This is a genomic window from Streptomyces sp. NBC_01352, from assembly GCF_036237295.1.
Taxonomy (GTDB): domain Bacteria; phylum Actinomycetota; class Actinomycetes; order Streptomycetales; family Streptomycetaceae; genus Streptomyces; species Streptomyces plumbiresistens.
On the sequence record NZ_CP108354.1, the window covers coordinates 9,777,503 to 9,803,215 of the forward strand.

The following is a 25,713-nucleotide window of genomic DNA, read 5'->3' on the forward strand; positions in this document are numbered from 1 at the left end:
GCCCCCCGGGGCCGTTTGACGCGCGCAGTAGTTTCGATCGCGAGGAGAGGGCATTGACCTTTGGCGCGTTGATACATGTATCGTTTAATGAAGTGTCAATTCAATGCGTGAGGTGCCCTGCTGTGCCCGAATCACGTGTGCCCGAAGCTGTGACCGTCGGGGGCGAGACCCGCACTGCCCCGGGGGCACCGCGGCCCAGTACGACGAGCGCCGGGCCCTTCGTGACGACGGCCACGCTTCAGCGCGCAGCCTCCTCCGTGCTTCAGGACGTCGACGGCCTGGCCGAGTCCGTGATTCTGGCGATCACGGCGCCGCTCCCGGAACTTGTTCAGGACCCGCGCACAGCGGAGGTCTTTCGAAGCACGGTGCTGGACAACGTGGTAACGGCCTTGCGTGCGCTGAGCACCCACCGTGAGACCGAGGAGTTCACGGCGCCTCCGGTCGCTCTGGAGTTCGCTCGTCGGCTCGCGCAGCAGGGTGTCCCGATCACCACCATGCTGCGGGGCTACCGGCTCGGGCAGGCGGCCTTCCAGCAGCGGATCATCGCCCGCATCGCGGCCCAGGACGTCGCCGCGAGCGAGGTCGCCGACGCCGCGATGGCGCTGTCATCTTTCGCCTTCTCGTTCATCGACCGAGTGTCCGAGCAAGCGGTGACCGCATACCTGATGGAGCGGGACACCTGGATGCGGCACCGCAACGCCGTGAGGCTCGCGAGGGTCCAGGCGCTGCTCGACGGCAGAAACTCCGATCCCGGGGAACTGGAGGCGGTGACCGGATTCCCGTCCGCCCTCCCCATGGTGGGCGTGGTGGTGTGGTGCGGCCGTGAGACCGGCGAGTCGGACCGCCTGGGCGTGCTGGAGCGTCACCTGGGCCGGCTGGCGTCCGCCCTGGACACGGGTTCACGGCCTGCTCTGTCCGTCGCTCCGGACGACTCGACGCTGTGGACCTGGATGCCGTGCTCGGCCGTCGATCCGGTGTCCGTTGCCGACGCCATGGGCGAAGCGCCTGGTGGCGTACGCACAACCGTGGGCGAACCAGGGACAGGGCTCGACGGGTTCCGCCTCAGCCATCGCCAGGCTCGTCAGGCCCAGACCATCGCCCTGGCCGCGGATCCCGCGCACGCGCGCCCTCTCCTGGCGTGGTCCCAGCTCGGCCCGCTCGCCCTGGTGGGGGCGGAGGTGGGGGAACTGCGCGCCTGGGTCCAGTTGGTGCTCGGCGGCCTCGCCGACGACGACGAGCACTGCGCCCGGATGCGCGAGACGCTGTGGGCCTACCTGTCCAGCGGGCACAGCCTCAACACCGCCGCGGCCGCACTGCATCTGCACAAGAACACCATCCAGTACCGGATCCGCAAGGCGGAGGAAGCGCGTGGCCGGCCGCTCGCCGAGGGCCGGATCGACGTGGAGGTCGCCCTGCTGGCGTGCCTGCTGCTCGGCAGCACCGTCCTGCGCCCCGTCGTGACGCCGCGCGTCTGACCGGGAGAACGGCGGCGTTGTGCCGCGTGACAGTCGCGCACCGGCACATCCGGTTTCCAGACCAATGACCCTCCGGGGCCCGGGACGAACACTTGCGGTCGTCACGACTCTCCCCGGAGGACCGCATGTCCGACCCCGCATCGACACCGCAGGCCGCCGAGTACGAGGACGGGTACGACGCCGACGTCCTCGTCATCGGATCCGGCTTCGGCGGATCCGTGAGCGCGCTCCGGCTGTCGGAGAAGGGCTACCGCGTCACCGTCCTGGAGGCGGGCCCGCGCCGCACGCAGGAGACGCTTCCCCGGACGTCGTGGGACGTCCGCAACTTCCTCTGGGCCCCGCGACTGGGCTGCTACGGCATCCAGCGCATCCACCTGCTGCGTGACGTCGTCATCCTGGGCGGCGCGGGCGTGGGCGGCGGCTCCCTGAACTACGCCAACACCCTGTACGAGCCGCCGCGGCCGTTCTTCGAGGACCGCCACTGGGCGCACATCACCGACTGGCAGGACGAGTTGGCGCCCCACTACGACCAGGCGCGCCGCATGCTCGGCGTCACGTCGAATCCGACCCTGACCGCCGCCGACACCGTACTGCGTGAGGTCGCGCAGGACATGGGCGCCGGTCGGTCCTTCCGGCTCACCCCGGTCGGCGTCCTCTTCGGAGAGCCCGGGACGGCACCGGGCACTCTCGTCCCGGACCCGTATTTCGGGGGTGCGGGCCCGGCCCGGCGCACCTGCACCGAGTGCGGGTCCTGCATGACGGGTTGCCGCGTCGGCGCCAAGAACACCCTGGACCGCACCTACCTGTACCTCGCGGAGAAGCTGGGCGCCCGGGTCGTGCCGATGACCACCGTCACCGACCTACGGCCCTCGCCCGCAGGAGGCTGGGAGGTCCGAACGGCCCGCACCGGCCGCTCCCGGCGGCGCGGCACGAACGTGCGCCGCTGGCGGGCCCGTGAGGTGATCGTCAGCGCCGGCACGTATAACACCCAGCGGCTGCTGCATCGGGCCCGGGCCACCGGTTCGCTGCCGGACCTCTCGCCGAGTCTCGGACGGCTGACGCGCACCAACTCCGAGTCGATCCTCGGCGCCAAGTCCTTCCGCAAGGACGTCGACTTCACCAAGGGCGTGGCCATCACCTCGTCGATCCACCCGGACGAGCACACGCACATCGAGCCGGTCCGCTACGGCAAGGGCAGCAACGCGATGTCCCTGCTGCAGAACGCGCTGACCGACGGCGAAGGCCGGGCGCCGCGCTGGCTCACCTGGCTGGGGACGATGCTGCGGCACCCGCGGAACCTGACATGGTTCTCCCCGCGGAGCTGGTCGGAGCGGACCATCATCCTGCTGGTGATGCAGACACTGGACAACTCCATCACCGTCTCCGGCCGGCGGACCCGCACCGGCCGCTTCAAGCTCACGTCCGGCCCGGGACACGGCGAGCCGAACCCGACCTGGATTCCCGCGGGCAACGACGCCGTCCGGCGGGTCGCGGCGAAGATCGACGGAATCGCCGGCGGCACCACCGGCGAGATCTTCGACATCCCCATGACGGCGCATTTCATCGGCGGCTGCACGATCTCCGACGACCCGGCCCACGGCGTCATCGATCCGTACCACAGGGTCTGGGGCTACGACGGACTCCACATCGTCGACGGGTCCGCGATCTCCGCCAACCTCGGCGTCAATCCGTCATTGACGATCACCGCGCAGGCCGAGCGTGCGATGTCGCTGTGGCCGAACAGGGGAGAGCCGGACCCGCGGCCCCCGCTGGGTGCTCCGTACCGACGCATCGAGGCGATCGCCCCCCGTCGAGCAGCGGTTCCGGCGCATGCGCCGGCGGCCCTGCGGCGGGCTGCCCCTGCCCGGAAGGGAGGTCCGACCCCATGAGGGAGGCCGGACTGCTGGTCGTCGGGGCGTCACTGGCGGGGCTGCGGGCGGTGGAGGGCGCCCGCGCCGCCGGCTACTCGGGGCCGATCACCCTGATCGGCGCCGAGCGCCACCTGCCGTACGACCGACCGCCCTTGTCGAAGGCGTTCCTCCAGGACGAAAACCCCGCGGTGCCCACGCTCGCAGGCTCACACGCGCTCCCGGATCTGGGCGTCGACGTACGGCTCGGTGAACCGGCGAGCGGCCTCTGCCTCAAGGACCGCGAGGTGATGGTCGGCGACCGTCCCATGCAGTACGACGCACTGGTCATCGCCACCGGATGCGCACCCATCCCACTCGCGGGTACGGAGGGTATGGCGGGCGTTTACACCTTGCGGACCCTCGACGACGCGTACGCGGTCCGGCGCCACGTTGCCGCCGGCGCCCGCACCGTGCTGGTCGGAGGCGGCTTCATCGGCGCGGAGGTCGCCACCGCCCTGCGAGCGCGAGGCGCGGCCGTGACGATCGTCGAGGCGGCCGAAGTGCCGCTCGTACGCGCCGCCGGACCGGTGATCGCCCCGGCACTGGCCGCACTGCACCGCCGTGCCGGCGTTGACCTCCGCTGCGGTGTGACGGTCCGAGCCGTGCGCGAAGAACCGGGCGGCAAGCGGGTCGAGCTGACGGACGGTTCAGTGCTGACGGCGGACCTGGTGCTCGTCGGCATCGGCGCCAGGCCGGCCACCGGCTGGCTGTCGGATGCGGGGCTCGCCGTGGCCGACGGCGTCCTGTGCGACGGGACACTGCGTGCGGCACCCGGCGTCTACGCCGCCGGCGACGTGGCCCGCTGGCACAACCCGCTGTTCGGCACCGCGATGCGGCTGGAGAACCGGGCGGCGGCCGCCGAACTCGGAACCGCTGCGGGACGCCACGCGGTCGACCCGGGCGCGGCGACCGCCGTGTCCACCGTGCCGTACTTCTGGTCGGACTGGTACGGCTCACGCATCCAGATGGTGGGCGTCGCCGAGGCGGATGGGGTCCGTGTCGTGGGCGACCGGGATGTCGACTCCTGGTCGGCTCTCTACCGGGCCGGGGACCGCTTCGTCGGGGCGCTGACACTCAACCAGCCCAGGAAGATCATGAAGTACCGGGCCATGATCGCGCGCAGCGCGCCATGGGCGACGGCACTCGAGTTCGCGGGCGTGCACACACGTGTGGAGGAAATCGCATGACGGCCCGTCACCACCGCCCGGCCGACGCGGCCGCGCTGCCGGGCATCTTCCTCTCCGCCATACGCGGCTGAGTGTGCTGGCTTGCCCCTCACCCTTCGTTGTCCCTTTCTCAAGGAGGCGCCGTGAAGACCTTCCCACTCCCCACCCCGATCGACGGGAAGGATGTGTGGCGCGACCGGAAGCGCTACCTATGGCCGCTGGGCCTGGTCGTCCCGTCGCTGCCCTTCCTCGCCGGCTCGCTCCGCGCACTCACCGGAACCGACCTGTTCCTCTGGCTCGGGCCCGTCGTACTGCTCGCCGTCGTTCCGCTCGTCGACCTCGTCGCCGGCAACGACCCGACCAACCCGCCCGACGCCGTCATCGACGCGCTCGAAGAGGACCGCTACTACCGCTGGGTGACGTACCTGTACCTGCCCCTGCAGTACAGCGGCTTCGTCTACGGCATGTGGATCACCGCGACCGGCGGCGTCTCGGTCCAGGGCCGGATCGGCATGGCGTTCACGCTCGGCACCGTGGCCGGCGTAGCCATCAACACCGCGCACGAACTCGGACACAAACGGGACGACCTGGAACGATGGCTCGGCAAGATCGCGCTCGCCCAGTGCGCCTACGGCCACTTCTACATCGAGCACAACCGCGGTCACCACGTCCGCGTCGCCACGCCCGAGGACCCGGCGTCCAGCCGGATGGGAGAGAGCTTCTACCGCTTCTGGCCGCGCACCGTGGCCGGTTCACTGCGCAGCGCCTGGCAGGTCGAGCGCAAGCGTTACAAGCGCCGAGACACACACCCGTTCCATCTCGGCAACGACGTCATCAACGCCTGGCTCATGACCGTAGTCCTCTGGGGCGCGGTGATCGCGTGGCTCGGCGCGGGCGTTCTGCCCTACCTGGCGATCCAGGCCGTGTTCGGCTTCTCCCTTCTCGAGATCGTCAACTACATGGAGCACTACGGGATGCTGCGGCAGAAGGTCCAGCACGGCAGCAGGCAGCGCTACGAGCGGGTCACGCCGGCCCACTCGTGGAACTCCAACAACATCGCCACCAACGTCCTGCTGTACCACCTGCAGCGCCACAGCGACCACCACGCCAACCCCACCCGGCGCTTCCAGACCCTGCGCGATTTCGACGAGAGTCCCGTCCTGCCGACCGGCTACACGGGCATGATGATCGTCGCTCTGTTCCCGCCGCTGTTCCGGCGCCTCATGGACCCGCTGGTGGTCGCCCACTTCGAGGGCGACATCCGCCGCGCCAACGTCCAGCCCGGCAAGCTCGGAAGACTGCTCGCCAAGTACCCCACGCCATCGGGCGCACCCGCCACTGTGGACGGCGTCGACCGCCCGGCCCGCACCTTGGCGGACAGCGTCGAGGCCGCCCGCTGCCCGGGCTGCGGTCACACGTATGTCGTCGCCGAGGGCAACGAGCTGGAGGGCTTCGCCGCCGGCACCCCGTGGTCGCAGATCCCGGACGACTGGACCTGCCCGGACTGCGGAGTGCGCGAGAAGGCCGACTTCATCCCTCTGACCTCCAAGGCGGCCTGACATGCGCATTCTCGCCGACCTGCACAGATGCGAGGGCCTCGGCATGTGCGAGGCCATGGCCGACCGGTATTTCGAAGTCGGTGACGACGGCCAGGTACTCCTGCTCGACGACCACCCGCGTGAACAGGACCGCCAACTCGTGGACTCCGCGGTGAAGTCCTGCCCGGTGTCGGCGCTGCGCCTGGAGAACTGACAGCAGCGGCCGACGGTGCGTCGTGCGAGGAACGAGGACGACGGGGGGCACCGTCGTCCGGGCAGCTTGTTACCTGAGCGCCGGTTGCAGATATCGTAAGCCACACCGAACGAAGGCGAGAGTGACGGCGGGCATGCGCCATTGACTGAACAGCCTGCACAAGGCAGAAGTGATTCGACTGGTAGGACCACCGTAGGCTGCGTGCTCCCCACCGCTGCATGACACCGCAGTCCCGCGGCGGTCAGGGGGCCTTCCGACCCGTCGCCGGCGAGTTCGGCAGAAGGGTCGCAGTTTCCAGGTGCGTGCGCAGCCACTGCTCGGTGTGGCTCACATGCAGCAGGGCGGCGGCCTGACTCAGCGAAGCGTCACGGGTGGACAGCGCCTCGAAGATGGCCTCATGTTCCGCAAGCGTCCTCTCCGAGGCCCGGGTGTCGACCATCCCGCGCCAGATGCGGGCGCGGAGTGTGCGGCCGGATACCCCCTCGAGCAGGGTGAGGAGGGTCTCGTTGCCGGTGGCCGAGACGACGACGCGGTGGAAGGCCGCGTCGTGTGCGTTCAGCTGTTCGACGTCCTCACGAGCCTCACGCATGGCGTCCAGGTGCCGCTTCACCTCGGCCAGCTGGTCGTCGGAGATCCGGGTGGCCGCCAGCGCGGTGGCGACCGGCTCGAGGAGCCGGCGTACCTCCATCAGGTCCAGCAGCGCCCCCGAGTCGCTCTGCAGCATCTCGACCGCGCCACCGAGGCCCTCCAGGAGCAGGCTCGGCTGGAGACTGGTGACATACGTTCCGTCACCGCGACGGACCTCCAGGACGCGGGCGACGGACAGTACCTTGACCGCCTCACGGGCCAGGTTGCGGGACAGGCCCAGCTGCGCCGCAAGCTCCGGTTCCGGCGGCAGCTTCGAGCCAGGCGGCAGCGCGCCGGTGCGGATGAGCTCACGGATCTGTTCTATGGCCTTGTCGGTCAGAGACAACGCGAACTCCTTCTCTCTCCGTCAGTGTCCTCCGCGTGGCTCATCGCGGGTACGTCCGGCCTGATCAGACCTAGCAGGCGCAGATCGTCCCACAAACCCTCAGGGACATGCCGACCGTGCAGCTCCGCGTTGCGCCTGGCCTGTTCCGGACCCCGTACGCCCAGGGTGACGTTGATGACGCTGGGATGGCTGAACGGGAACGCGATCGCCGCGGCCGGCAGAGTCGTACCGTGACGCTCGCAGACCTCGGCGATCGCCAGCGCCCGCGCGACCAGGTCCGGCGGGGCGTCCTCGTAGTCGTACTTCATGCCTGCGGCGGGCCGCTCGCGGGCAAGCAGGCCGGAGTTGAACACGCCGACGGCCACCACGCTCTTGCCGTGCTCCGCTGCGGCGGGCAGGACATCGTCCAAGGCCGACTGGTCGAGGAGGGTGTAGCGCCCGGCGAGCATGACCACGTCGGCGGCGGTCTCGCGCAAGAAGCGGGCGAGCATGGCCGACTGGTTCATCCCGGCACCGATCGCGCCGATCACCCCCTGATCACGCAGCTCCGCCAGGACGGGCATGGCTTCCTCGGCGGCCTGCCGCCAGTGGTCGTCCGGGTCGTGCAGGTAGACGATGTCGAGGCGGTCGAGGCCGGTGCGCTCCAGGCTGTCCTCGATGGAGCGCAGGACCCCGTCCCGGCTGAAGTCCCACTGCCGGCGCAGATCGTCCCGGACGACGAACCCCTCACTGTCGACACCCCGCGGCTGCTCGTTGGGCACGAGCAGCCGGCCGACCTTGGAAGAGACGACGTACTCCTCGCGGGGACGGTCGCGCAGGGCGGCCCCCAGACGTCGTTCGGAGAGGCCGAGCCCGTAGTGGGGGGCGGTGTCGAAGTAGCGGACACCCGCGTCCCAGGCGGCCTCGACCGCGGCCGCCGCCTCGTCGACCGGGGTGACCCGGTACAGGTTGCCGATGACGGAGGCCCCGAAGCCGAGCTCGGTGACCTCGACGGAGGTGTTCGTGATCTTCCGGTTTCGCAAGACGTGCTCCTCGGGGGCGATGGGTGGCCGGGCAGCGGGTCCCGGGTCAGCGTCTGACGGCGGTCGAACCGCCGGCCATGAGTGCCTCCACCTCGCTGAGCGAGGCCATGGAGACATCGCCGGGCGTGGTCATGGCGAGGGCGCCGTGAGCCGTTCCGTAGGCGAGGGCGCGCGTGAGACGCATGCACGGCAGCGGGTCATCGCTGTCTGCCGCGGTGCCGGCGAAAGGCCTGTGCGCCGTGTCGCCGGCGGGCGCGTGCTCCGGCGCCCGCCGTGGATCGTGCTCCGGCCCGGTGAATGTCGCCAGAACATCCGCCGGCTCGGGCGCCGACGCCAGCAGCCCGTGGATCAGCCCGGCCGCGAAGGCGTCGCCGGAGCCGACACGGTCCAGGACGTGCAGGGCGGGCATGTCGGGGCCGGTGACGTAGCCGGTCGTCGGTGACCATCCGGCCGACGACCAGTCGTTGATCCCGGCCGAGGGAACGTCGCGCAGGGTCGTCGCCAGAATCCTGGCCTCCGGCAGGCGGTCGGCGACCTCGGCGAAGGCGTCCGGCACCTCGTCGGCGGCGACGCGTGTCGCACCGGGGTACCCGCCTGCCAGGCCCAGGGCGCCCACCACCACGTCGGCGAGCCGGGCGAGCCGCAGATCGGTCTCGCGGGCCCGCGCCGCACCGCCCCGGTCGGCCCACAGGCTCGGCCGGTAGTTGGGGTCGTACGACACCACGACGCCGTGGCGTCGGGCCGCGTCCATCGCCTCCTCGGCCACGTCCGCCGTGGTGTCCGACAGGCCGGCGAAGATGCCTCCGGTGTGGAACCAGCGCGGGCCCGACGAGAACACCGCGTTCCAGTCGACGTCCCCCTTGCGCAGTTGGGACACGGCGGTGTTCGCGCGGTCGCTGGCGCCGAACGCGCCACGGACGCCGAAGCCGCGTTCGACGAAGTTGAGTCCGTTACGGACCCTGCGGCCGATGCCGTCGCCGGGCACCCAGCGGATCAGCGAGGTGTCGACTCCGCCCTGGAGGATCAGATCCTCGGCCAGCCGCCCCACCGCGTTGTCCACCAGGGCGGTCACGACGGCCGTACGCAGGCCGAAGCAACGGCGCAGGCCCCGTACGACGTTGTACTCGCCGCCGCCCTCCCACACCTGGAAGGAGCGGGCGGTGCTGATGCGTCCCTCGCCCGGGTCGAAGCGCAGCATCACCTCGCCCAGGGCGATCACCTCAGGGGCGTGCGCGGTCACCTCGCGATCCTCTCCACGGCCTCGGCCGTCAGCCGGCGTATCCCGTCGTAGTCACCGCGTTCCAGATGGCCGGCGGTCGCCATCCAGCTGCCGCCGACGGCGAGGACCGCCGGGTGGGCGAGATAGCCCGGCATCTCTTCGGGGCCGATCCCGCCCGTGGGCACGAACCGTGCCTGAGGGAAGGGCGCCGCCAGGGCGCGCAGTGCCGCCGTCCCGCCCAGCGGCTCGGCGGGAAAGAGCTTGACCGTGTCGAGCCCGGCGCGCAGGGCCCGCATGAGTTCGGTGGCGGTGGCGATCCCCGGGACGACGGGTACGTCCAGGGCGCGGCAGCGGGCGACGACGTCGGCGTCGTAACCGGGGGAGACGATGAAGCGGGCCCCGGCCGCCACGGCCCGGTCCGCCTGTTCAGGGGTGAGGACAGTGCCGGCGCCGACCGTCAGCCCGCCGTGTGCGGCCATCGCCTTGAGCGCCTGCTCGGCGTCGGTGGTGCGGAAGGTGACCTCGGCGCACCGGGCGCCGCCCGTCGCGAGCGCGTCGGCGAGCGGGCCGGCGATCGCGGCGGACGGGACGGTCAGCACCGGCATGATCCGCGCGCCGGACAGGACGGAAGCCAGGTCGGTGCCGCTCATCGGCCGAGCCATCCGCCGTCGACGGGCAGGACGGTGCCGTGGACGTAGGCGGCGGCGTCCGAGGCGAGGAAGACGGTGGCGCCCGCGAGGTCGTCGGCGGTGCCCCAGCGGCCGGCCGGGATACGCCCCAGGATCGCGCTGCTGCGTGCCGGGTCGTCCCGCAGGGCCTGGGTGTTGTCGGTGGCGATGTAGCCGGGGGCGATGGCGTTGACGTTGACGCCGTGCGGGGCCCATTCGTTGGCCAGGGCTTTGGTCAGCCCGGTGATGCCGTGCTTGGCGGCGGTGTAGCCGGGGACGGTGATGCCGCCCTGGAAGCTGAGCAGCGACGCCGTGAAGATGATCTTCCCCTGTCCGCGGTTTACCATCGCCCCGCCGACCGCCCGGCTCAGCGCGAACTGCGCGTTGAGGTTCACCTGGAGGACCAACTCCCAGTCGGCGTCCGTGTGTTCGGCGGCCGGGGCGCGGCGGATGGTGCCCGCGTTGTTGACCAGGATGTCCACCTGCCGTTCGCGCCCGGCGAGGTCGGCGCCCAGGGCGCGGACGGCGCCGGCGTCGGCGAAGTCGGCGCGGATCGCCTCGAAGGTGCGGCCGACGGCAGTGACGTCCTTCTCCACGGCGCTGCCGGACTCCTCCAGTGAGGCGCTGACGCCGATGACGTCCGCACCGGCCTCGGCGAGCGCGCGGGCCATGGCCCGGCCGATGCCGCGCCGGGCCCCGGTGACGACAGCGAGCTTGCCCGTCAGGTCGAAGGCGTTCATACGGCGGCTCCAGGCGCTTCGTCGGTGCAGTCCACGAGGATCTTCATCACGTCGCCGCCCGCCTCCAGGGCCTCGAAGGCCGCCGGTGCCTCGGTGAGCGGCACGACCTTGCTGATCAGCCGTTCGGCGGGGACAGTGCCGTCGGCCACCAGCGCCACCGCTTTCTCGAAGTCGGAGCGGTCGTACAGCCGGGCGCCCACGAGGGTGAGTTCACGCCAGAAGAAGCGGTGCAGGTTGATCTCGCGCGGGCGGGGGTGGATGGCCACGAGGCACAGCCGGCCGCGCACGCCGAGCACCTCGACGGCGGTGTCGACGCCGCCCGCCGCGCCGGAGACCTCGAACGCGACGTCCGCGCCGGCGTCGCCGGTCCACTCCCGGACGAGCTCGGGCACGTCGACGGCGGCCGGGTCCCAGGTGGCCAGCCCCAGCTTCTCGGCGAGCAGACGCCGATGAGCGCTGAGTTCGACCACCCGGACGTCGGCTCCCGCGGCCCGCGCGACCAGTGCGATGAGTACGCCGACGGGTCCGCCGCCGACCACGACGACCCTCTCGCCGTCGCGCACGCCGGCCCGGCCGACGTCGTGCACGGCGACCGCGGTGGGTTCGACGAGCGCGGCCCGGTCCAAGGGGAGAGATTCGGGCAGCCGGACGAGGGTGGACGCGGGCACGGTCCAGCGCTGCTGCATCGCGCCCGGGGAGTCGATGCCGATGAAGTCGAGGTGCTGGCAGATGTGCTGGTGGCCGGATCGGCAGGCCGGGCAGGTGTCGTCCCAGCGCAGCGGCATCACGGTGACCGCGTCGCCGGGCCGCCAACCTTCGACGTCGGGGCCGACGCGTATGACGTGGCCGGACATCTCATGTCCGAGGACGGCGGGTGTGGTGACCCGGGCGTCCATGTCGCCGTGGAAGATGTGCAGGTCGGTGCCGCAGATACCGACGTAGGCGGGGGCCAGTTCGACCTCGCCGGGGCCGGGGGAGGAGGACTCGGCGGGTGCCGTGTCCAGGGTTCGGGCGGCTGTGTAACGGACTGCGAGTGTCATTGCGGGGTCAGGGTCCCTTCAGCGCGGACGCCGCTGGTCAGCAGCAGGTTGGCGTAGGTACGGATGTAGGCGGTGACGACGGCGAGGGCCGGATCGGGGGAGCGGGCCGCGTCGTGGAACTGGTGGTGGCCGAGCGTGTCGACGGGGACGGGCGTCGGCATCGAGCGGTACTCGCCGATGGCCGGCGGCTCCGGTTCGACCTCGGGCGGCACCATCACGTGGGCCGCCTCCACGGGCAGCGACCGCAGCAGCACGTCAAGGACGGAGGTGACGTCGAGGAGCCCCGGGGCGAGGTTGAGGTGCACGGTTCTCGTCCGCTCGCCGTACTGGCCGGGTAGTGGCCGTCGGCGAGCAGGACGCGGGCACCGTGGTCCGCTCCGGCGAGGGGTTCGCGGATGCCGGGGTGCAGGAGTTCGGTCAGGAGCACGGTGTCCCCTCCTGCGCGGCATCCCATTTCAGGCGGTAGAAGCCTGTGGCGGTGCCGGTGAGGATCGCCTCGGTCTCGTCGGCCGAACAGTCACCGAGGAGTTCCTCGACGGCGGCGGCCCAGTGGTTCCAGCCGCCCGCGAGGTGGCAGACCGGCCAGTCCGAGCCGAACATCAGCCGCTCGGGGCCGAAGGACGACAGCAGGACCTCCCATACCGGGCGGATGTCCTCGATGGTCCACTTCTCGTGGTCGGCCTCGGTGACCAGACCCGACACCTTGCACCGCACCTGCTGGTGTGCGGCCAGCCGACGCACCCGGCGTTCCCAGTCGGCCAGGTTGTGGCGGACGATCGGCGGTTTGCCCGCGTGGTCCAGGACAAGTGGCAGCTCGGGTAGGCGCTCGGCCAGGCTGATGGCCTGGGGGAACTGGTGACTGCGGATCAGCACGTCGTAGGCGAGTCCGCGTTCGCCCACTGCCGTCAACCCTCGCTCCACCGAAGGGCGTTGCAGCCAGTCGGGGTCCGACTCGCCCTGGACGAGATGGCGCACGGCCCGTAGGCAGCGGCCTCCAGGCCCGGCGCGCAGTTCGTCGAGTACGTCGCCGATCGCGGGGGAGGTGAGGTCCGTCCAGCCGACGACGGCGCCGATCAGCGGGTCGTCGTCGGCCAGGGCGAGGAGTTCGCGTGTCTCCGCCACGGAGGTGACGCACTGGACGACCACGGTGCTCGCCAGACGCCGCCCGGCGATCGGCCGGGTCGCGTCCGCTCGGAGGTCGCCTGGACCGAAGCCGCGGCGGATGGCCTCGTGGCCGGGCTCGTCCAGCCAGGGCTGAGGGCGGTGGTCGAGATCCCACAGGTGGTGGTGGGAGTCGACGAGTTCCGGCATCTCAGACACGCGCGGACCAGACCGGACCGTCGGGGTAGGTGTACTCCTTGAGGGAGTCCTGGTGCATCTGCGCGCTCAGTCCGGGCCGGGTGGGCGCGAGGTAGTTGCCGTCGGCGATGCGCACCGGGTCGACGAAGTGCTCGTGCAGGTGGTCGACGTACTCGATGACGCGATCCTCGGTCGTGCCGGAGACGGCCACGTAGTCGAACATCGACAGGTGCTGGACCATCTCGCACAGACCGACGCCACCGGCGTGCGGGCAGACGGGGACGCCGAACTTGGCGGCGAGCAGCAGGATCGCGATGTTCTCGTTGACGCCGCCGACGCGTGCGGAGTCGATCTGGACGATGTCCACCGCGCCGGCCTGGAGCAGCTGCTTGAAGACGACCCGGTTGGCGATGTGCTCCCCGGTGGCGACCTTGATGGGCCTGAGCGCCTCGCGTACGGCCGCATGACCGAGGATGTCGTCCGGGGAGGTGGGCTCCTCGATCCAGTACGGGTCGTAGGGGGCCAATGCGCGCATCCAGTCGATGGCGGGCTGGACGTCCCAGCGCTGGTTGGCGTCGACGGCGATGCGGATGGAGTCGCCGACCGTCTCGCGGGCGGTGCGCATCCGTCGTACGTCGTCCGCCAGGTCCGCGCCGACCTTCAGCTTGATCTGGGTGAAGCCGTCGGCGACGGCCTCGCGGGCGAGGCGGGACAGTTTCTCGTCGGAGTAGCCGAGCCAGCCGGGGGTGGTGGTGTAGGCGGGATAGCCCTGGTCGAGCAGCCGGCCGATGCGGTGCGCGCGGCCGGGTTCGGCGCGGCGCAGGATGTCCAGCGCCTCTTCGGGGGTGAGGGCGTCGCTGAGCCAGCGGAAGTCGACCTGCGCGACGAGATCCTCCGGTGACATCTCGCCGAGGAAGCGCCAGACCGGCTTGCCCGCGCGCTTGGCGGCAAGGTCCCAGGCGGCGTTGACGACCGCGCCGGTGGCCATGTGGATGGCGCCCTTCTCCGGTCCCAGCCAACGCAGTTGGGGGTCGTGGACAAGGGAGCGGGAGAAGGCGCCCAGGTCGGAGCAGACCTCCTCGACGGACAGGCCGACCACGTGCGGAGCCAGGGCCGCGATGGCGGCGGCCTGCACGTCGTTGCCGCGTCCGGTGGTGAAGGCCAGGGCGTGGCCCTCCAGCCCGTCGGTGGCGTCGGTGCGCAGGACGACGTAGGCGGCCGAGTAGTCGGGTTCGGGGTTCATCGCGTCCGACCCGTCCAGGTGCTCGGATGTCGGGAACCGTACGTCGAGGACGTCCAGGGCGGTGATGCGGGCGGATGCGGGCACGGTGGAGGACATGGCGGCAACTCCTGAGGGGCAGGCGGGGCGCACGGCCCCGCTGCGACGGAAGGGTGAGGCGGTAGTGGGGGATCCGGCGGCGAGGGCCGCGCGGGTCACTCCTGGGCCTTGCCGCCCGTGATGCGGGAGATGGCGAGGGCGACCAGGATGATCAGGCCGTTGAGGGCGCCGATCCACTGGGCGGGGACACCGGCCAGGGTGAGCACGTTCTGGATCATGAAGAGCAGCAGGATGCCGCAGAACGCCCCGAACATGGTGCCCTTGCCGCCGTTGAGGCTGATCCCGCCGATCACGGCCGCGGCGAACACGGTGAAGATGTAGCCGTCGCCCTGCGCCGAGGCGACGGAGGCCAGGCGTCCGGAGAGCAGCAGTCCGGCGAGGGCTGCGAGCACGCTGCCGGTGACGATGACGATCCACAGCACCCGGTCGGTGCGGATGCCGGCGGCCTTCGAAGCGTCGACGTTGCCGCCGATGGCGTACAGCGAGCGGCCGAAGCTGGTCCAGCCGAGAACGACGATGGCGACGGCGAACAGGGTGAGACAGATCCAGATGGAGGCAGGCATCCCGAACCACTGGGCGGTGCCGAAGTAGAGCATGGACTCCGGCAGCTGGAAGAACGTCTGGCCGCCGGAAATGCCGGTGAGGATACCGCGCAGCACGATCAGCATGCCGAGCGTGACGATGAAGCCGTGGAGGCCGAAGCGGATGATCAGCAGCGAGTTGATCACGCCGATGAGGGCGCCCACGGCGAGCGTGACCGGGATCGACCAGGCACCGGGCAGCAGCCCGAGACCGTGTCCCGCGCCGGTCGGCACCACCAGCCAGGCCGCGACACCGGGGGCGAGGCCCATGGTGGACTCCATGGACAGGTCCATCTTCTTGACGATCAGGACCATCGTCTGGGCCAGGACCAGCAGAGCCATCTCGGACATGGTCTGCAGGACGTTCATGAGGTTGTCCGCCTGCAGGAACACCGGATTGACGATCTGACCGACGATCGCGATGACCACGATCGCGGGGACGAGCGCGAGGTCACGCAGCCGGGCCAGAGGTATCCGGCCGCCCAACAGCACCTTGCGCCGTGACTCGGGCTCCGTGGTCTTGGGTGCGGGCGTGTCCGCGAGGACGGTTTCAGGCATTGAGGTCCACTCCTTCCATCGCGGCCACGAGGTCGTGGTCGTGCCAGCCGCGGGCGATCTCCGAGGTCACACGGCCCTGGAACATCACCAGGACCCGGTCGCACATACGCAGGTCGTCGAGTTCGTCGGAGGCGATGAGCACTCCGGTGCCGGTGCCCGCGGTCTCCTCGACCTTGCCGAGGAGGAACTCCTTGGAGCGCACGTCCACGCCCGCGGTCGGGTTGATCAGGACCAGCAGCCGGGGGTCGTCGGCGAGGGCGCGAGCCATGACGACCTTCTGCTGGTTGCCGCCGGAGAGGGCGGAGACGGGCAGGTCGGGCCCCGGTGTCTTGATCGCCAGATAGTCGATCATGCTCCCGGCGAGCCGGTCCCGTTGGCCGCGGCTGAGGAACCCCTTCGAGCGGAGCCGATGCGGTACGGACAACGTGGCGTTGTCCGCGATCGACATGTCGGGCACGAAGCCCTGGTGGTGCCGGTCCTGTGGCACGAAGCCGGCACCTGCGGCGAGCGCGGCGGGCACACTGCCCGGCCGGGGCATACGCCCGGCGATCTCCACCTCGCCGGCCTCGGCGGCCCTGAGGCCCACCACGGTCTCGGCGACCTCGGTACGGCCGCTGCCCGCGGCCCCCGCCAGCCCGACGATCTCTCCGGCGCCCACCTGGAAGGTGACGTCCGCGTAGGTCTCGCTGCTCAAGCCTTCCACGTGCAGCGCGGCCGGGGCGTCGGCGTCGAGGCTACTCATCCTTTCCGCGCGCTGATCGGCCGCCGCCTCGCCGGTCATCGCGGCGACGAGTTCGGCGCGCGGCAGCTGGGCGACCGGTGCGGTCAGGATGTGCCGGGCGTCGCGGAACACCGTCACCATGTCGCAGATCTCGTAGACCTCCTGGAGATGGTGACTGATGAACAGGAAGGTCACGCCCTGGCGTTGCAGGTCACGGATGCGGTCGAAGAGCCGGTTGATCGCGGCCCCGTCGAGCTGCGCGGTCGGCTCGTCGAGGATGATGAACCGCGCCCCGAAGGACAACGCGCGGGCGATCTCGACGAACTGCCTCTGCTCGACGCTCAGATCACCGGCCGGGGTCTGCGGGTTGACGTCCACGGACCACGCCGCGAGAAGTTCCCGGGCGCGGTCGCGGGTGCCCTGCCAGCTGATGAGCCGGCCGCGGCCGTGGTCGTGCCGGTTCAGGAAGACGTTCTCCGCGACGGTCAGCTCGGGGATGATCGTCGACTTCTGATACACGCAGGCCACACGCTGCCGCCACCCGTCGCGGTCGCCGAGCTGTGGGGCCGGTTCACCGCCGAAGGTCACCGTTCCCTCGTCCGGGGCCTGCAGCCCGGTCAGAACGGAGACGAGGGTCGACTTCCCCGCCCCGTTGCGGCCGACGAGCGCGTGGGTCTCGCCGGGCTGGATGGTGATCCGGGCGCCGTTCAGGGCCACCGTCGGACCGAATCGTTTGACAATGCCCGTCGCCTCGACGACGGGCGGGCCCGCCGGGACCCGTCCGTCGTTCGCCGTGGCGGGCGCGGGGGTGACTGTTCGCTCCCCGTCGCTCATCTCAACCGCCTTGTACTCGATAGCCGTTGTGTTCGGGACAGGGATGTCAGCCGAGGTTGTTGCCCCACAGGGACTGGTCGTCGCTCTTGAGGCTGGTCACGCCGCCGTAGGTGCCGCCGTCCGCGGTGACCAGCGGGGCGGAGAGCTGGTCCTCGAGCAGGCCGTCCCGCACCTGGATGATCGTGCTGTCGTGGTCGGTCTTGCCGGGCTTGAACGTCTTCCCGTCGATCGCGGCCTTCAGGTAGTACAGGGCGTACTTGGAGTAGAGGTCGGCCGGCTGGGAGACCGTCGCGTCGATCTGGCCGGCGGCGATGTCCTTCAGCTCCTCGGGGATGCCGTCGTTGGACACGATGAACACGTGCTTCTTGTCCTTGGGGTCGACCAACAGGCCCTTCTGCTTGAGGACCTGGAGCGTCCCGGAGAGGGCGAAGCTGGACTGCATGTAGACGCCCTTGATGTCCGGGTGCTGGGTCAGACGGGTCTGGAGCTTCTGCGCGGCTACGGCGCCGTCCCAGTTGGTGGCTTCCCCGAACACCTTGATGTCCGGGTAGTTCTTCTTCATGCAGTCGTTGAACGCCTCGGTGCGGTCACGGCCGTTGATGGAGGAGAGGTCGCCCTGCAGCATGACGACCTTTCCCTTGCCGCCGAGCTTGGTGCCCAGGTACTGGCAGGCTTTCTCGCCATAGGCGCGGTTGTCGGCGCGAACGACCATGAAGACCTTGCCCGTGTCGGGGCGGGTGTCCACGGTGACGACCGGGATCTTCTTCGCCTCCAGCTGATCCAGGGTCGGCGCGATGGCGGCGGTGTCCTGCGGGGCCATCGCGAGGCCCTTGACGCCCTGGCTGATGAAGGTCTGCGCGTTCGAGGTGAGCTTGGCGACGTCGTTCTGCGAGTTGGTGGTCTTGAGTGAAAGGCCGAGCTCCTTGGCGTACTCCGGCGTGTACTTGATGTACGAGTTCCAGAAGTCGGTGTCGGAACGCGGGTAGTCGACGCCGATCAGCGGCTCGCCGCTCGACGTGGCCGCGGCGTCGGATCCGCTGCCGCAGGCGCTGAGCAGCGCCATCGCACAGACGGCGGCGGTGGAGCTGAGGATGGTTCTGAGTCTCATCGGTGTTTCCTCGCGCTGGTCCCGTAGCGGGAGAGGTTTCGAATGCGTGACACCCCTGTGTCATCGCGATTAGAGAGATGGGATGTTTATAGATGTCAGCGAGGGCGCTGTCTAGGTTGCGGGAGAAATTCCCCGTACATCTGGGGTTCATTGAGGGGATCTGGGTCGCCTGCGTGCTGGTGCGAACCAAGATTCATCCCATTAATGATGCGGATCTGTAGTGCGACAACGCTTGTGTGTGGACTCTTCGCGCGGCCCGCCCGGCGGAGTGTGATCGTGGCGGGACCGGCGCATCTTGAGTACGCCGAGGGCGCCCGCGTCACCTGCACGCGGGTGCCCTCGGCGTGGTGGTCGCGGCGCGTCGGCTGCCGCTTCACATGCCTGCGGTCGTCAGACCTCGACGGGTTGCCATTCCTGGTTGGCTCCGCCGTTGGAGGACCACTGGATGACCTTGGCGCCGTCGGCGGTGGATCCGTTCTCCACGTCCGCACACAAGCCGCTCTTGACGTTCACGAGGCGGTAGTAGCCGCTCGTGGCCGCTGGGACGAGCTTCCACCACTGGTTGTTGCTGTTGGTGTCCGACCACTGGTCGAGGGCCGTGCCGGCACTGGTGGAGCCACCGGGGTTGTCGAGCACCTTGCCGCTGTTGACGTTGGACAGGCGGAAGGAGCCGTCGTGGTCGGGCAGCAGCTTCCACTGCTGGTTGGCCGCGCCCGACGAGGTGTACTGGACGACCGCGCCGCCGTTGGCGGTGGAGGCGCCGGAAACGTCCAGGACCTTGCCGCTCTTTCGGTTGACCAGCTTGAAGGGGCCGGTCAGCAGGCCGATGGTGATCGTGGTGCTCGTTCCGGCGGTCAGCGACACGACTCGGGCGTGGTTGCCGAGTGCGGAAGTGGTGACGGTGGCGCTGGTGCTGATGGACGTGATGCCGCGCCGGCAGATGAAGGTGATGTTCTGGTTGGTGTCCGAGACGACGGTGGCGGTGGCGGTACGGGCCGCGGTGTCCCAGACCAGGGACTTGACGGTGACACGGCCCCGGCCGCGGACGCCCTTGATGGTGCCCTTCGCGAGCTGGTCCGGCAGGGCGGGGAGGATCTCCAGGACTCCGGGACGGGTGTAGACGAGCGCTTCGGCGAGCACGGCGGGGATCGTGTTGGCGGCGTCGGCGTTGTAGATGTCCAGGTTCGGGTTGTGCGAGGTCATCAGCGACCGGAACGTCATGTTCTTGCCCAGGATCTTCAGCAGGTTGCTGTAGACGCCGGGGGCGTCCTTGAGCCGGGCGCGGGCAAGAGCGCGGTGCAGGCTGCCGTGGGCCGAGTAGTTCTGGTCGCCGCGCAGGTCCAGGGCCTTGCTGCCGTAGCGGACGAGGTCGGGCTCGTCCTCGGGGTTGATCTCGTGCAGCGGCCAGGCGCCGTACAGGTGCTGGACGTGGCGGTGGCTGTAGCGGTCGGTCAGGCCCGGCCACGACCATTCGGCCAGCGCGCCGCTGCCGTTGACGGTGTAGTCGGGCAGCTTGCCCAGCAGGGCGGTCCAGCGTTGCACGCCCTGGCCGCTGCCCTGCTCGAGGCCGAGCTTGTCGGCTGCGTCGATGGCGGCCTGCAGGGCGTGCCTGCCGGCCATGATGTCGCCGGTGGCGTTGATGGAGAAGGCCTGGCCGGTGCTGGCCGGCGTGTTCTCCATGGAGTAGGAGGGGACGAAGACGGCCTTGCCGTTCGAGTCCGTCCTGGTGAGGAAGTCCTCGTAGAACAGGGCGAGTTCCATCAGCGCCGGACCGAGCTTGTTCTGCAGGAAATCGGCGTCGCCGGTGATCTCGTAGTGCTCCAGCAAGGGGTAGAGCATCCAGTCGGCGCCGCCGGTCCAGGCCTCGCCGGGGAAGTCGGTGCTGTTGAAGTGCAGCATGTGGCCGTACTCGCCGTCGGTGCGCGAGGGGGCCAGGAAGCCGCGGGCGCCGTAGAACTTGGTGGCGTTCGTGCGCCAGTCCGCCAACTGGCCGAGGACCAAGTCGAAGTAGCCCTGCATGGCGTCGCCGAGGTCGAGGATGTTGCCGCCGGCGACCTGAAGGTTGATGTTGGCGTCGGTGGTGAAGTCGTCCGCCCAGCTGCCGGACCAGGTGCCGGTCCAGATGCCGGTCAGACGCGGTGGCAGGACGCCGCTGGAGCTGACGAAGAAGTAGCGGCCGGAGTCGTACATCCGCTCCAGCAGTGCCAGGTCGAGGGCGGAGGTGGCGCCGTTCTGACGGGCGATCAACTCAGTGGTGGACAGTTGGCGGTCGGCGGTGGGGACGTTCAGGTCGATGCTGGAGCGGTCGTACATCTCCTGGTGCAGTGCGGTGTGGCGGCCCAGAAGGGTGGCGTAGTCGGTGGTCAGGCCGGCGAGGGCGGTCTGCAGCGGCTGGGAGTTCCAGCCGGTGGAGGTCTCGTACCGGCCGAGCTTGGTCAGCAGCAGCACCTTGGTGGCCTTGGCGACGACGAGTGTCTGCCCGCTGGCGGTGACCGAGGCGTTGGTGCCGGAGACGACGACCCGGGTGACGCCCTCGTAGCCGTACGCGCCCTTTCCGGAGGGGTAGGTGCCGCGCAGGTTCAGGTAGCCGTTGCCGCCCGAGACCGTGGCGGTGGTGGAGAAGGAGACGCTGGTCGGGACGCCGTCGAGGGCGGTGTTGACGCTGAGGGTGGTGTCGATGGTGCGGCCGGTGGCGGGCAGCAGTTCGTGGACGATGACCTGGTCGGCGCGGGAGACGAAGACGTGGCGCTTCCAGGTGCCGTAGGCGTCGGTCCAGGTGTGGGTGACTTCACCGGTGCGGAAGTCCGTGATGCGGGCGAAGTCGTTGACCGTCGTCATGCCCGGCGTACTCAACTGCAGCTCGTAGCCGGGGTGGAAGGTCTGTGTCCACCGCAGGCTCCAGCCGTTGGCGAATGTCGAGGCCGCCCCGGAGTAGTCACCGGCCAGTGCCTTGTCCCGGGCTGATTCGAGCTGCCCCGTGAGATCGGGCGGCATGACATCCCGGGTGCCGTTCGGCAGCACGAACCGGTGGTGGTTGACGATCATCTTTTCCAGGGTCGGTGCCCCGTAGTACGTGGCGCCGTACTCGCCGTTGCCGCTCAGGAAACCGTGGGTCCATGTCGAGGCGGTGGCGTTGTCCCATATGCCGCGGTCAGGGAGGGTGACCTGGGGCGGGACGGCCGCTGCGGCCGATCTGGCGAACATGAGACCGGGCAGGGCCGTGGCGCCGGCGGCCAGGGCGGCGGCGGTGAGGAAGCGGCGACGGTTCAAGGAGGATTCTGGCAGGTCCATATATCCAAACTCCGTTGTCTGGTGGCTGGCGCGACTGGGCTTGACGGCGGGGTCGCTGGTTCTGGTGCGGGAGGGGTCGACCGGCGATGTGCGGAAGGGGGCTGTCGTCTCGGTGTCCGTGAGGGCAGCGAAGGCGGGGCTGGGTCAGTGGCCTGCCGCGCACATGGGGACGCTCGGTGCCGCACTCGTGAGCGCCTGTCGACTCGTTGGGGCGCAACCCCCACCGTTCCTCGTTTCCATCTCATGTCCCTGCTGTGACAGTCAGCGAGGACATGGGATGAATTAACGGGGAACGGTGGAGTTGTGTCCAGAGCCAGGACGAAAAAACCTCGATTTGTTGTGTACTGCCTGCTGCTCAGAGACATCTGGGTTGTTGGGTCCGGGCGTGGGGAGTTCGAGCCCTTCTCGCACATGGGATGTATTGGCTAGGTTGTGCAGAGAACGCTGCCCCGGAACCTGGTTGGGGGCCGTGAAGACCTGCCGACCGTGGCGCTGCCGCGCGTGCCCTCCGCTGGGCGGGGGCGGCAGGACCGTGAACCAGTTCGGGCGCTACATGAATCCGTCGTGTCAACACCATTGACACACAACTGTCATCAGCCGTCTGATGTGCGACAGCGTTGGATTCAGCCAACTTTCGCTCGGTTGTGGTTCAGCTTGTTGTTTTTCGGCGGTGCAACCGGGCAGCTCAAAGCGGAGGTAACACCCATGCGCCGCGCCTGGCTCCTTGTTCTCGTCGTTCTGGCGGCTCTGCTGCCACAGGCTCTCCTGACCGGTACCGCCCACGCGGCGACCGTCACCATTCCCAACGGAACCCAGTTCACCGACACCACCGGCGCCGTCATGCACGCCCACGGCGGCGGCGTGATCAAGGTCGGGTCCTACTACTACCTGTTCGGTGAGAACCGCAACGAGGACAACACCTTCCGGTACGTGTCCGCGTACCGCTCGACAGACATGAAGACCTGGGAGTTCAGGCGGCACGTCCTGACCCAGGCATCCGACCCGGAGCTGGCGTCCGCCAACATCGAGCGGCCCAAGGTCATCTACAACGCGGCCACCGGCAAGTTCGTCATGTGGATGCACAAGGAACTGGGCACCGACTACACGCAGGCCCGTGCCGCCGTCGCCGTCTCCGACACCGTCGACGGCGACTACGACTACCAGAGCAGCTTCCGGCCACTCGGTTACATGTCCCGCGACATCACCGCCTACGTCGACGACGACGGCACCGGCTACATGATCTCCGCCGCCAACGAGAACCGGGACCTGCATGTCTACCGCCTGAGCCCCGACTACCTCACGATCGAGAGCCGCGTGCAGGTGCTGTGGGCGGGCCAGTCGCGCGAGGCCCCCGCGATGTTCAAGCGCAACGGCGTCTACTTCCTGCTCACCTCCGGCGCCACCGGCTGGAACCCCAACCAGCAGAAGTACGCCACCGCCACCAGCATCACCGGCACCTGGAGCGGGCTGCAGAACGTCGGTAACTCCACCGCGTACGGCTCCCAGACCACGTACGTCCTGCCCGTCCAGGGCACCTCCGGCACCGAGTACCTCTACATGGGCGACCGCTGGGGCAACTCGTTCGGCCAGAACGTCAACGCCTCGAAGTACGTCTGGCTGCCGCTGGAGTTCCCCACCGACACCACCATGACCTTGGACTGGTACCCGCAGGTCACCGTCGACACCGCGACCGGGAAGGTCGACGGTGTGGGCGGCCCGTGGGAGACCCTCACCGCACGTCACAGCGGCAAGTGCGTCGACATGCCCAGCTCGTCGGTGGACGACAACGTCCAGTTCACCCAGTACACCTGCAACGGCGGCATGAACCAGGCGTTCTGGTTCAAGGACATGGGCGGCGGATACGTCCAGCTCATGGCCAAGCACAGTGGCAAGTGCATCGACGTGGCCAACAACTCCACCGCCAACGGCAACCCGATCATCCAGTGGCCGTGCTCCACCGGCACCAACCAGCAGTGGCAACTGCAGGACGCCGGCGGCGGCTACCTCAACCTTGTCTCCCGACTGAGCGGCAAGTGCCTCGACGTCAGCGGCGCCTCCACAGCCAACGGCGCCAAGCTCGTGCAGTACACCTGCGGAACCGGCACCAACCAGCAGTTCACGCGCGGCAGCTGATTCCGCCCCCGCCCCCATACCAGGCCCCACACCAGGGCGGCCCGACCGGACCTCCGGCGGGTCGCCCGCAGGGGTTGGGAGCTGCTGCCGCTGGAGTGTGTTCAAGGGGATCCTGGTGAGCGGTAGTGAGTATGGGTGGTCTGTGTCCAGTCGCGGGTCGCGGCCGTGGCGCCGGTTTTCAGCCGGCCCGTGAGAGGCAGGCCGGAGGAAACACTTCCGGCAGCTGATCCCGGTATGCCCACCGGGAAGCTCCACCGCCCGATTGCCTTCGATGGCCGATGCCACGGGGATTCGCGGTCATCGCCGTGGCATCGGCCTACACCAGCCGCTGCGGCGCCCAGCACTGGCAGAAGCCGCTCATCGGCATCACCCCTGGGACCACTCGCCCACGACGGGACTGGCGGCGGCGCCCGCGCCCGAGGGTGTGCTCGCCCGCACCGGCTCCGACGAGACTCCGTGGCTGGTCGGCGACGCCGGCTTCCTGCTCGCTGCCGGTGGCGGCGCGGTCCTGGCAGTACGTCGACGCGTAACGATGACATCAGCGACCGGCCGCGCCCACAGAAGCTTGCCGAGGACGCAGTGGCGGGGCCGAGACAGTCGTGCTGTCCCGGCCCCGCCGTGGTTCACCTCGCCGCGAGAGCGGGGCCGGCGCCTGTGCGATGTGTGCCTGTCAACCGATCGGGTACGGTCCCGGCCAGGAAAAGGCCCTGGCCAGGATGCGCGCCGAACACACCAACCTGCTGGCGGTCCTGGACTGCGGCGGTGACCCGCAGGCCACGCTGGCCCTGGCCGCGGCGCTGCGTTTCCACGGGTGCGTCGGCGGATTCCTCGGCGAGGGACGCCGTCGGCTCGACCGGGTGCTCGCGGCCGCGCCCGAACCCACCCCGGCCCGGACCGGCGCTCTGCTGGCCGCCGCCTGGGTGGCGCTGCTCCAGGGCGACCGCTCGGCGGCCGACCAGCGGCTGGGCGAGGCCGACGAGCTGGGTGAGCCGGAGCCGGTCGTGCGCGCGCATCCTGAGCCTCCGCGGCATGCTGGCGCTGTTCCGGGGGCAGATGGAGGAGGCCATGTCCCTGTTCGAGGACGCGGGTGGCCGCCCACACGGCGCTGGGCACGGGATCCGAAGCCGTTTTCACGCTGTTCCAGCTGACCATTCTCCAGACCGGCCTGGGGAATCCGCGCGCGGCCGAGACCGCCAGGCACGCGCTCGCCACCGCCGAGGCACACGGTGACCGGTGGGGCCGCGCGCACGCGCTGTTGTCGCTGGGCGTTGCCGCCCACGCACGCGGTGAGCCGGCGGCGGCCTTGGAACTGACCCGCACCGCGCTCGAAATCGAGCGGGGCTTCACCGACTACATCGGGGCCGTGGTGATGCTGGAACACTTCGCCTGGATGACCGCCTCCTGCGGCGACCACGAGCGGGCGGCACGGCAGTTGGGCGCCGCGAATGCCCTGTTGCGGGACATCGGCACCTCCCTCTCCGCAATTCCGCCGGTGGCCGAGGGCCACGCTTACGCTGCGAGGAAGAGATCGTCCGGGCCCTGGGCCGGGCCTCGTACGAGAAGGCGTTCGCGGACGGCAGTGCGGTCGACGGCCCCGCCCAGGCCATCACGTTCGCCCTGGGAACCGGCGCCGAACCAGCCGCCCCGAGCCCGCTGACCCGCCGGGAACGGGAGGTGGCCGCGCTGGTGGCCCAGGGCATGACCAACCGGCAGATCGCTTCCGCGCTCGCGCGGTCGCCGCGCACGGTCGACGGCCACATCGAGAACATCCTGGCCAAGCTCGGCTTCGGCTCCCGTACCCAACTCGCGATCTGGTGGGCGGAGAACCAGGCACCCACCCCGTAGGACCTCAGGGTCCGCACCGGCACCGGCCGGCCATCACCG

General features: G+C 69.8%; 22 protein-coding genes and 1 pseudogene. 10 read left to right on the top strand and 13 right to left on the bottom strand.

Features of this window, described 5'->3' with window-relative positions; all coding sequences use genetic code 11:
• The first annotated feature begins 122 nt into the window (after positions 1–122).
• From OG252_RS44775 to OG252_RS44795, 5 genes are all read left to right on the top strand, one after another.
• Positions 123–1,475 (top strand): PucR family transcriptional regulator, encoded by a 1,353-nt coding sequence (locus OG252_RS44775; RefSeq protein WP_329343489.1) that lies wholly within the window; start codon positions 123–125, stop codon positions 1,473–1,475.
• Between the two features lie 125 nt (positions 1,476–1,600).
• The gene (locus OG252_RS44780) at positions 1,601–3,364 is read left to right on the top strand and encodes a GMC family oxidoreductase (RefSeq protein ID WP_329343491.1); all 1,764 of its coding nucleotides are present in this window, start codon (positions 1,601–1,603) and stop codon (positions 3,362–3,364) included.
• Complete coding sequence (locus OG252_RS44785) at positions 3,361–4,572, top strand: NAD(P)/FAD-dependent oxidoreductase (protein WP_329343493.1); 1,212 nt, start codon at positions 3,361–3,363, stop codon at positions 4,570–4,572. The genes OG252_RS44780 and OG252_RS44785 overlap by 4 nt, the downstream gene beginning before the upstream one ends.
• Positions 4,573–4,694: 122 nt before the next feature.
• Positions 4,695–6,110 carry a fatty acid desaturase gene (locus OG252_RS44790; protein ID WP_329343495.1) on the top strand — a complete coding sequence of 472 codons (1,416 nt, stop codon included), beginning with the start codon at positions 4,695–4,697 and terminating at the stop codon, positions 6,108–6,110.
• A gap of 1 nt (position 6,111) precedes the next feature.
• Positions 6,112–6,303 (top strand): ferredoxin, encoded by a 192-nt coding sequence (locus OG252_RS44795; protein WP_329343497.1) that lies wholly within the window; start codon positions 6,112–6,114, stop codon positions 6,301–6,303.
• A gap of 241 nt (positions 6,304–6,544) precedes the next feature.
• Here the strand turns inward: OG252_RS44795 and OG252_RS44800 are convergent, their stop codons facing one another.
• From OG252_RS44800 to OG252_RS44860, 13 genes are all read right to left on the bottom strand, one after another.
• Positions 6,545–7,276: a FadR/GntR family transcriptional regulator gene (locus OG252_RS44800; protein WP_329343499.1), complete on the bottom strand. Its 732-nt coding sequence runs from the start codon at positions 7,274–7,276 to the stop codon at positions 6,545–6,547.
• A complete protein-coding gene (locus OG252_RS44805; protein WP_329343501.1) occupies positions 7,267–8,298 on the bottom strand; it encodes an aldo/keto reductase in 1,032 nt (343 codons plus the stop codon). The genes OG252_RS44800 and OG252_RS44805 overlap by 10 nt, the downstream gene beginning before the upstream one ends.
• 46 nt (positions 8,299–8,344) lie before the next feature.
• Entirely contained in the window at positions 8,345–9,538 is a 1,194-nt protein-coding gene (locus OG252_RS44810) for a sugar kinase (RefSeq protein WP_329343503.1), read from the bottom strand.
• On the bottom strand, positions 9,535–10,167 hold the full coding sequence (locus tag OG252_RS44815) for a bifunctional 4-hydroxy-2-oxoglutarate aldolase/2-dehydro-3-deoxy-phosphogluconate aldolase (RefSeq protein WP_329343505.1): 633 nt from the start codon (positions 10,165–10,167) through the stop codon (positions 9,535–9,537). The genes OG252_RS44810 and OG252_RS44815 overlap by 4 nt, the downstream gene beginning before the upstream one ends.
• On the bottom strand, positions 10,164–10,925 hold the full coding sequence (locus OG252_RS44820) for an SDR family oxidoreductase (protein ID WP_329343507.1): 762 nt from the start codon (positions 10,923–10,925) through the stop codon (positions 10,164–10,166). The genes OG252_RS44815 and OG252_RS44820 overlap by 4 nt, the downstream gene beginning before the upstream one ends.
• Positions 10,922–11,965 carry a zinc-dependent alcohol dehydrogenase gene (locus OG252_RS44825; RefSeq protein WP_329343509.1) on the bottom strand — a complete coding sequence of 348 codons (1,044 nt, stop codon included), beginning with the start codon at positions 11,963–11,965 and terminating at the stop codon, positions 10,922–10,924. Before OG252_RS44825 ends, OG252_RS44820 begins: the two co-directional genes overlap by 4 nt.
• The gene (locus tag OG252_RS44830) at positions 11,962–12,270 is read right to left on the bottom strand and encodes an RbsD/FucU domain-containing protein (RefSeq protein WP_329343511.1); all 309 of its coding nucleotides are present in this window, start codon (positions 12,268–12,270) and stop codon (positions 11,962–11,964) included. The genes OG252_RS44825 and OG252_RS44830 overlap by 4 nt, the downstream gene beginning before the upstream one ends.
• A 112-nt stretch (positions 12,271–12,382) precedes the next feature.
• Positions 12,383–13,276, bottom strand: a complete 894-nt coding sequence (locus OG252_RS44835; protein WP_443068515.1) for an amidohydrolase family protein — start codon at positions 13,274–13,276, stop codon at positions 12,383–12,385.
• 1 nt (position 13,277) lies between these two features.
• Positions 13,278–14,603, bottom strand: a complete 1,326-nt coding sequence (locus tag OG252_RS44840; RefSeq protein WP_329343515.1) for an L-fuconate dehydratase — start codon at positions 14,601–14,603, stop codon at positions 13,278–13,280.
• Between the two features lie 95 nt (positions 14,604–14,698).
• Entirely contained in the window at positions 14,699–15,742 is a 1,044-nt protein-coding gene (locus OG252_RS44845; protein WP_329343517.1) for an ABC transporter permease, read from the bottom strand.
• A complete protein-coding gene (locus OG252_RS44850; protein WP_329343519.1) occupies positions 15,735–17,297 on the bottom strand; it encodes a sugar ABC transporter ATP-binding protein in 1,563 nt (520 codons plus the stop codon). Before OG252_RS44850 ends, OG252_RS44845 begins: the two co-directional genes overlap by 8 nt.
• 46 nt (positions 17,298–17,343) lie before the next feature.
• Positions 17,344–18,405 (bottom strand): sugar ABC transporter substrate-binding protein, encoded by a 1,062-nt coding sequence (locus tag OG252_RS44855; RefSeq protein ID WP_329343521.1) that lies wholly within the window; start codon positions 18,403–18,405, stop codon positions 17,344–17,346.
• A gap of 390 nt (positions 18,406–18,795) precedes the next feature.
• Positions 18,796–21,696: a glycosyl hydrolase family 95 catalytic domain-containing protein gene (locus OG252_RS44860; protein ID WP_329343523.1), complete on the bottom strand. Its 2,901-nt coding sequence runs from the start codon at positions 21,694–21,696 to the stop codon at positions 18,796–18,798.
• A 705-nt stretch (positions 21,697–22,401) separates the two neighbouring features.
• Between OG252_RS44860 and OG252_RS44865 the strand changes: the two genes are divergently transcribed.
• The 5 genes and pseudogenes from OG252_RS44865 (at position 22,402) to OG252_RS44885 (ending at position 25,674) form a co-directional block, all read left to right on the top strand.
• The gene (locus OG252_RS44865) at positions 22,402–23,829 is read left to right on the top strand and encodes an RICIN domain-containing protein (protein WP_329343525.1); all 1,428 of its coding nucleotides are present in this window, start codon (positions 22,402–22,404) and stop codon (positions 23,827–23,829) included.
• 271 nt (positions 23,830–24,100) lie between these two features.
• Positions 24,101–24,343: pseudogene (locus OG252_RS44870) on the top strand (hypothetical protein); the annotation flags it as partial.
• 202 nt (positions 24,344–24,545) lie between these two features.
• The gene (locus OG252_RS44875) at positions 24,546–24,977 is read left to right on the top strand and encodes a hypothetical protein (RefSeq protein WP_329343527.1); all 432 of its coding nucleotides are present in this window, start codon (positions 24,546–24,548) and stop codon (positions 24,975–24,977) included.
• Positions 24,917–25,486: a hypothetical protein gene (locus OG252_RS44880; RefSeq protein WP_329343529.1), complete on the top strand. Its 570-nt coding sequence runs from the start codon at positions 24,917–24,919 to the stop codon at positions 25,484–25,486. The genes OG252_RS44875 and OG252_RS44880 overlap by 61 nt, the downstream gene beginning before the upstream one ends.
• Before the next feature lie 17 nt (positions 25,487–25,503).
• Positions 25,504–25,674, top strand: a complete 171-nt coding sequence (locus OG252_RS44885; RefSeq protein WP_329343531.1) for a response regulator transcription factor — start codon at positions 25,504–25,506, stop codon at positions 25,672–25,674.
• The last annotated feature ends 39 nt before the right edge of the window (positions 25,675–25,713 follow it).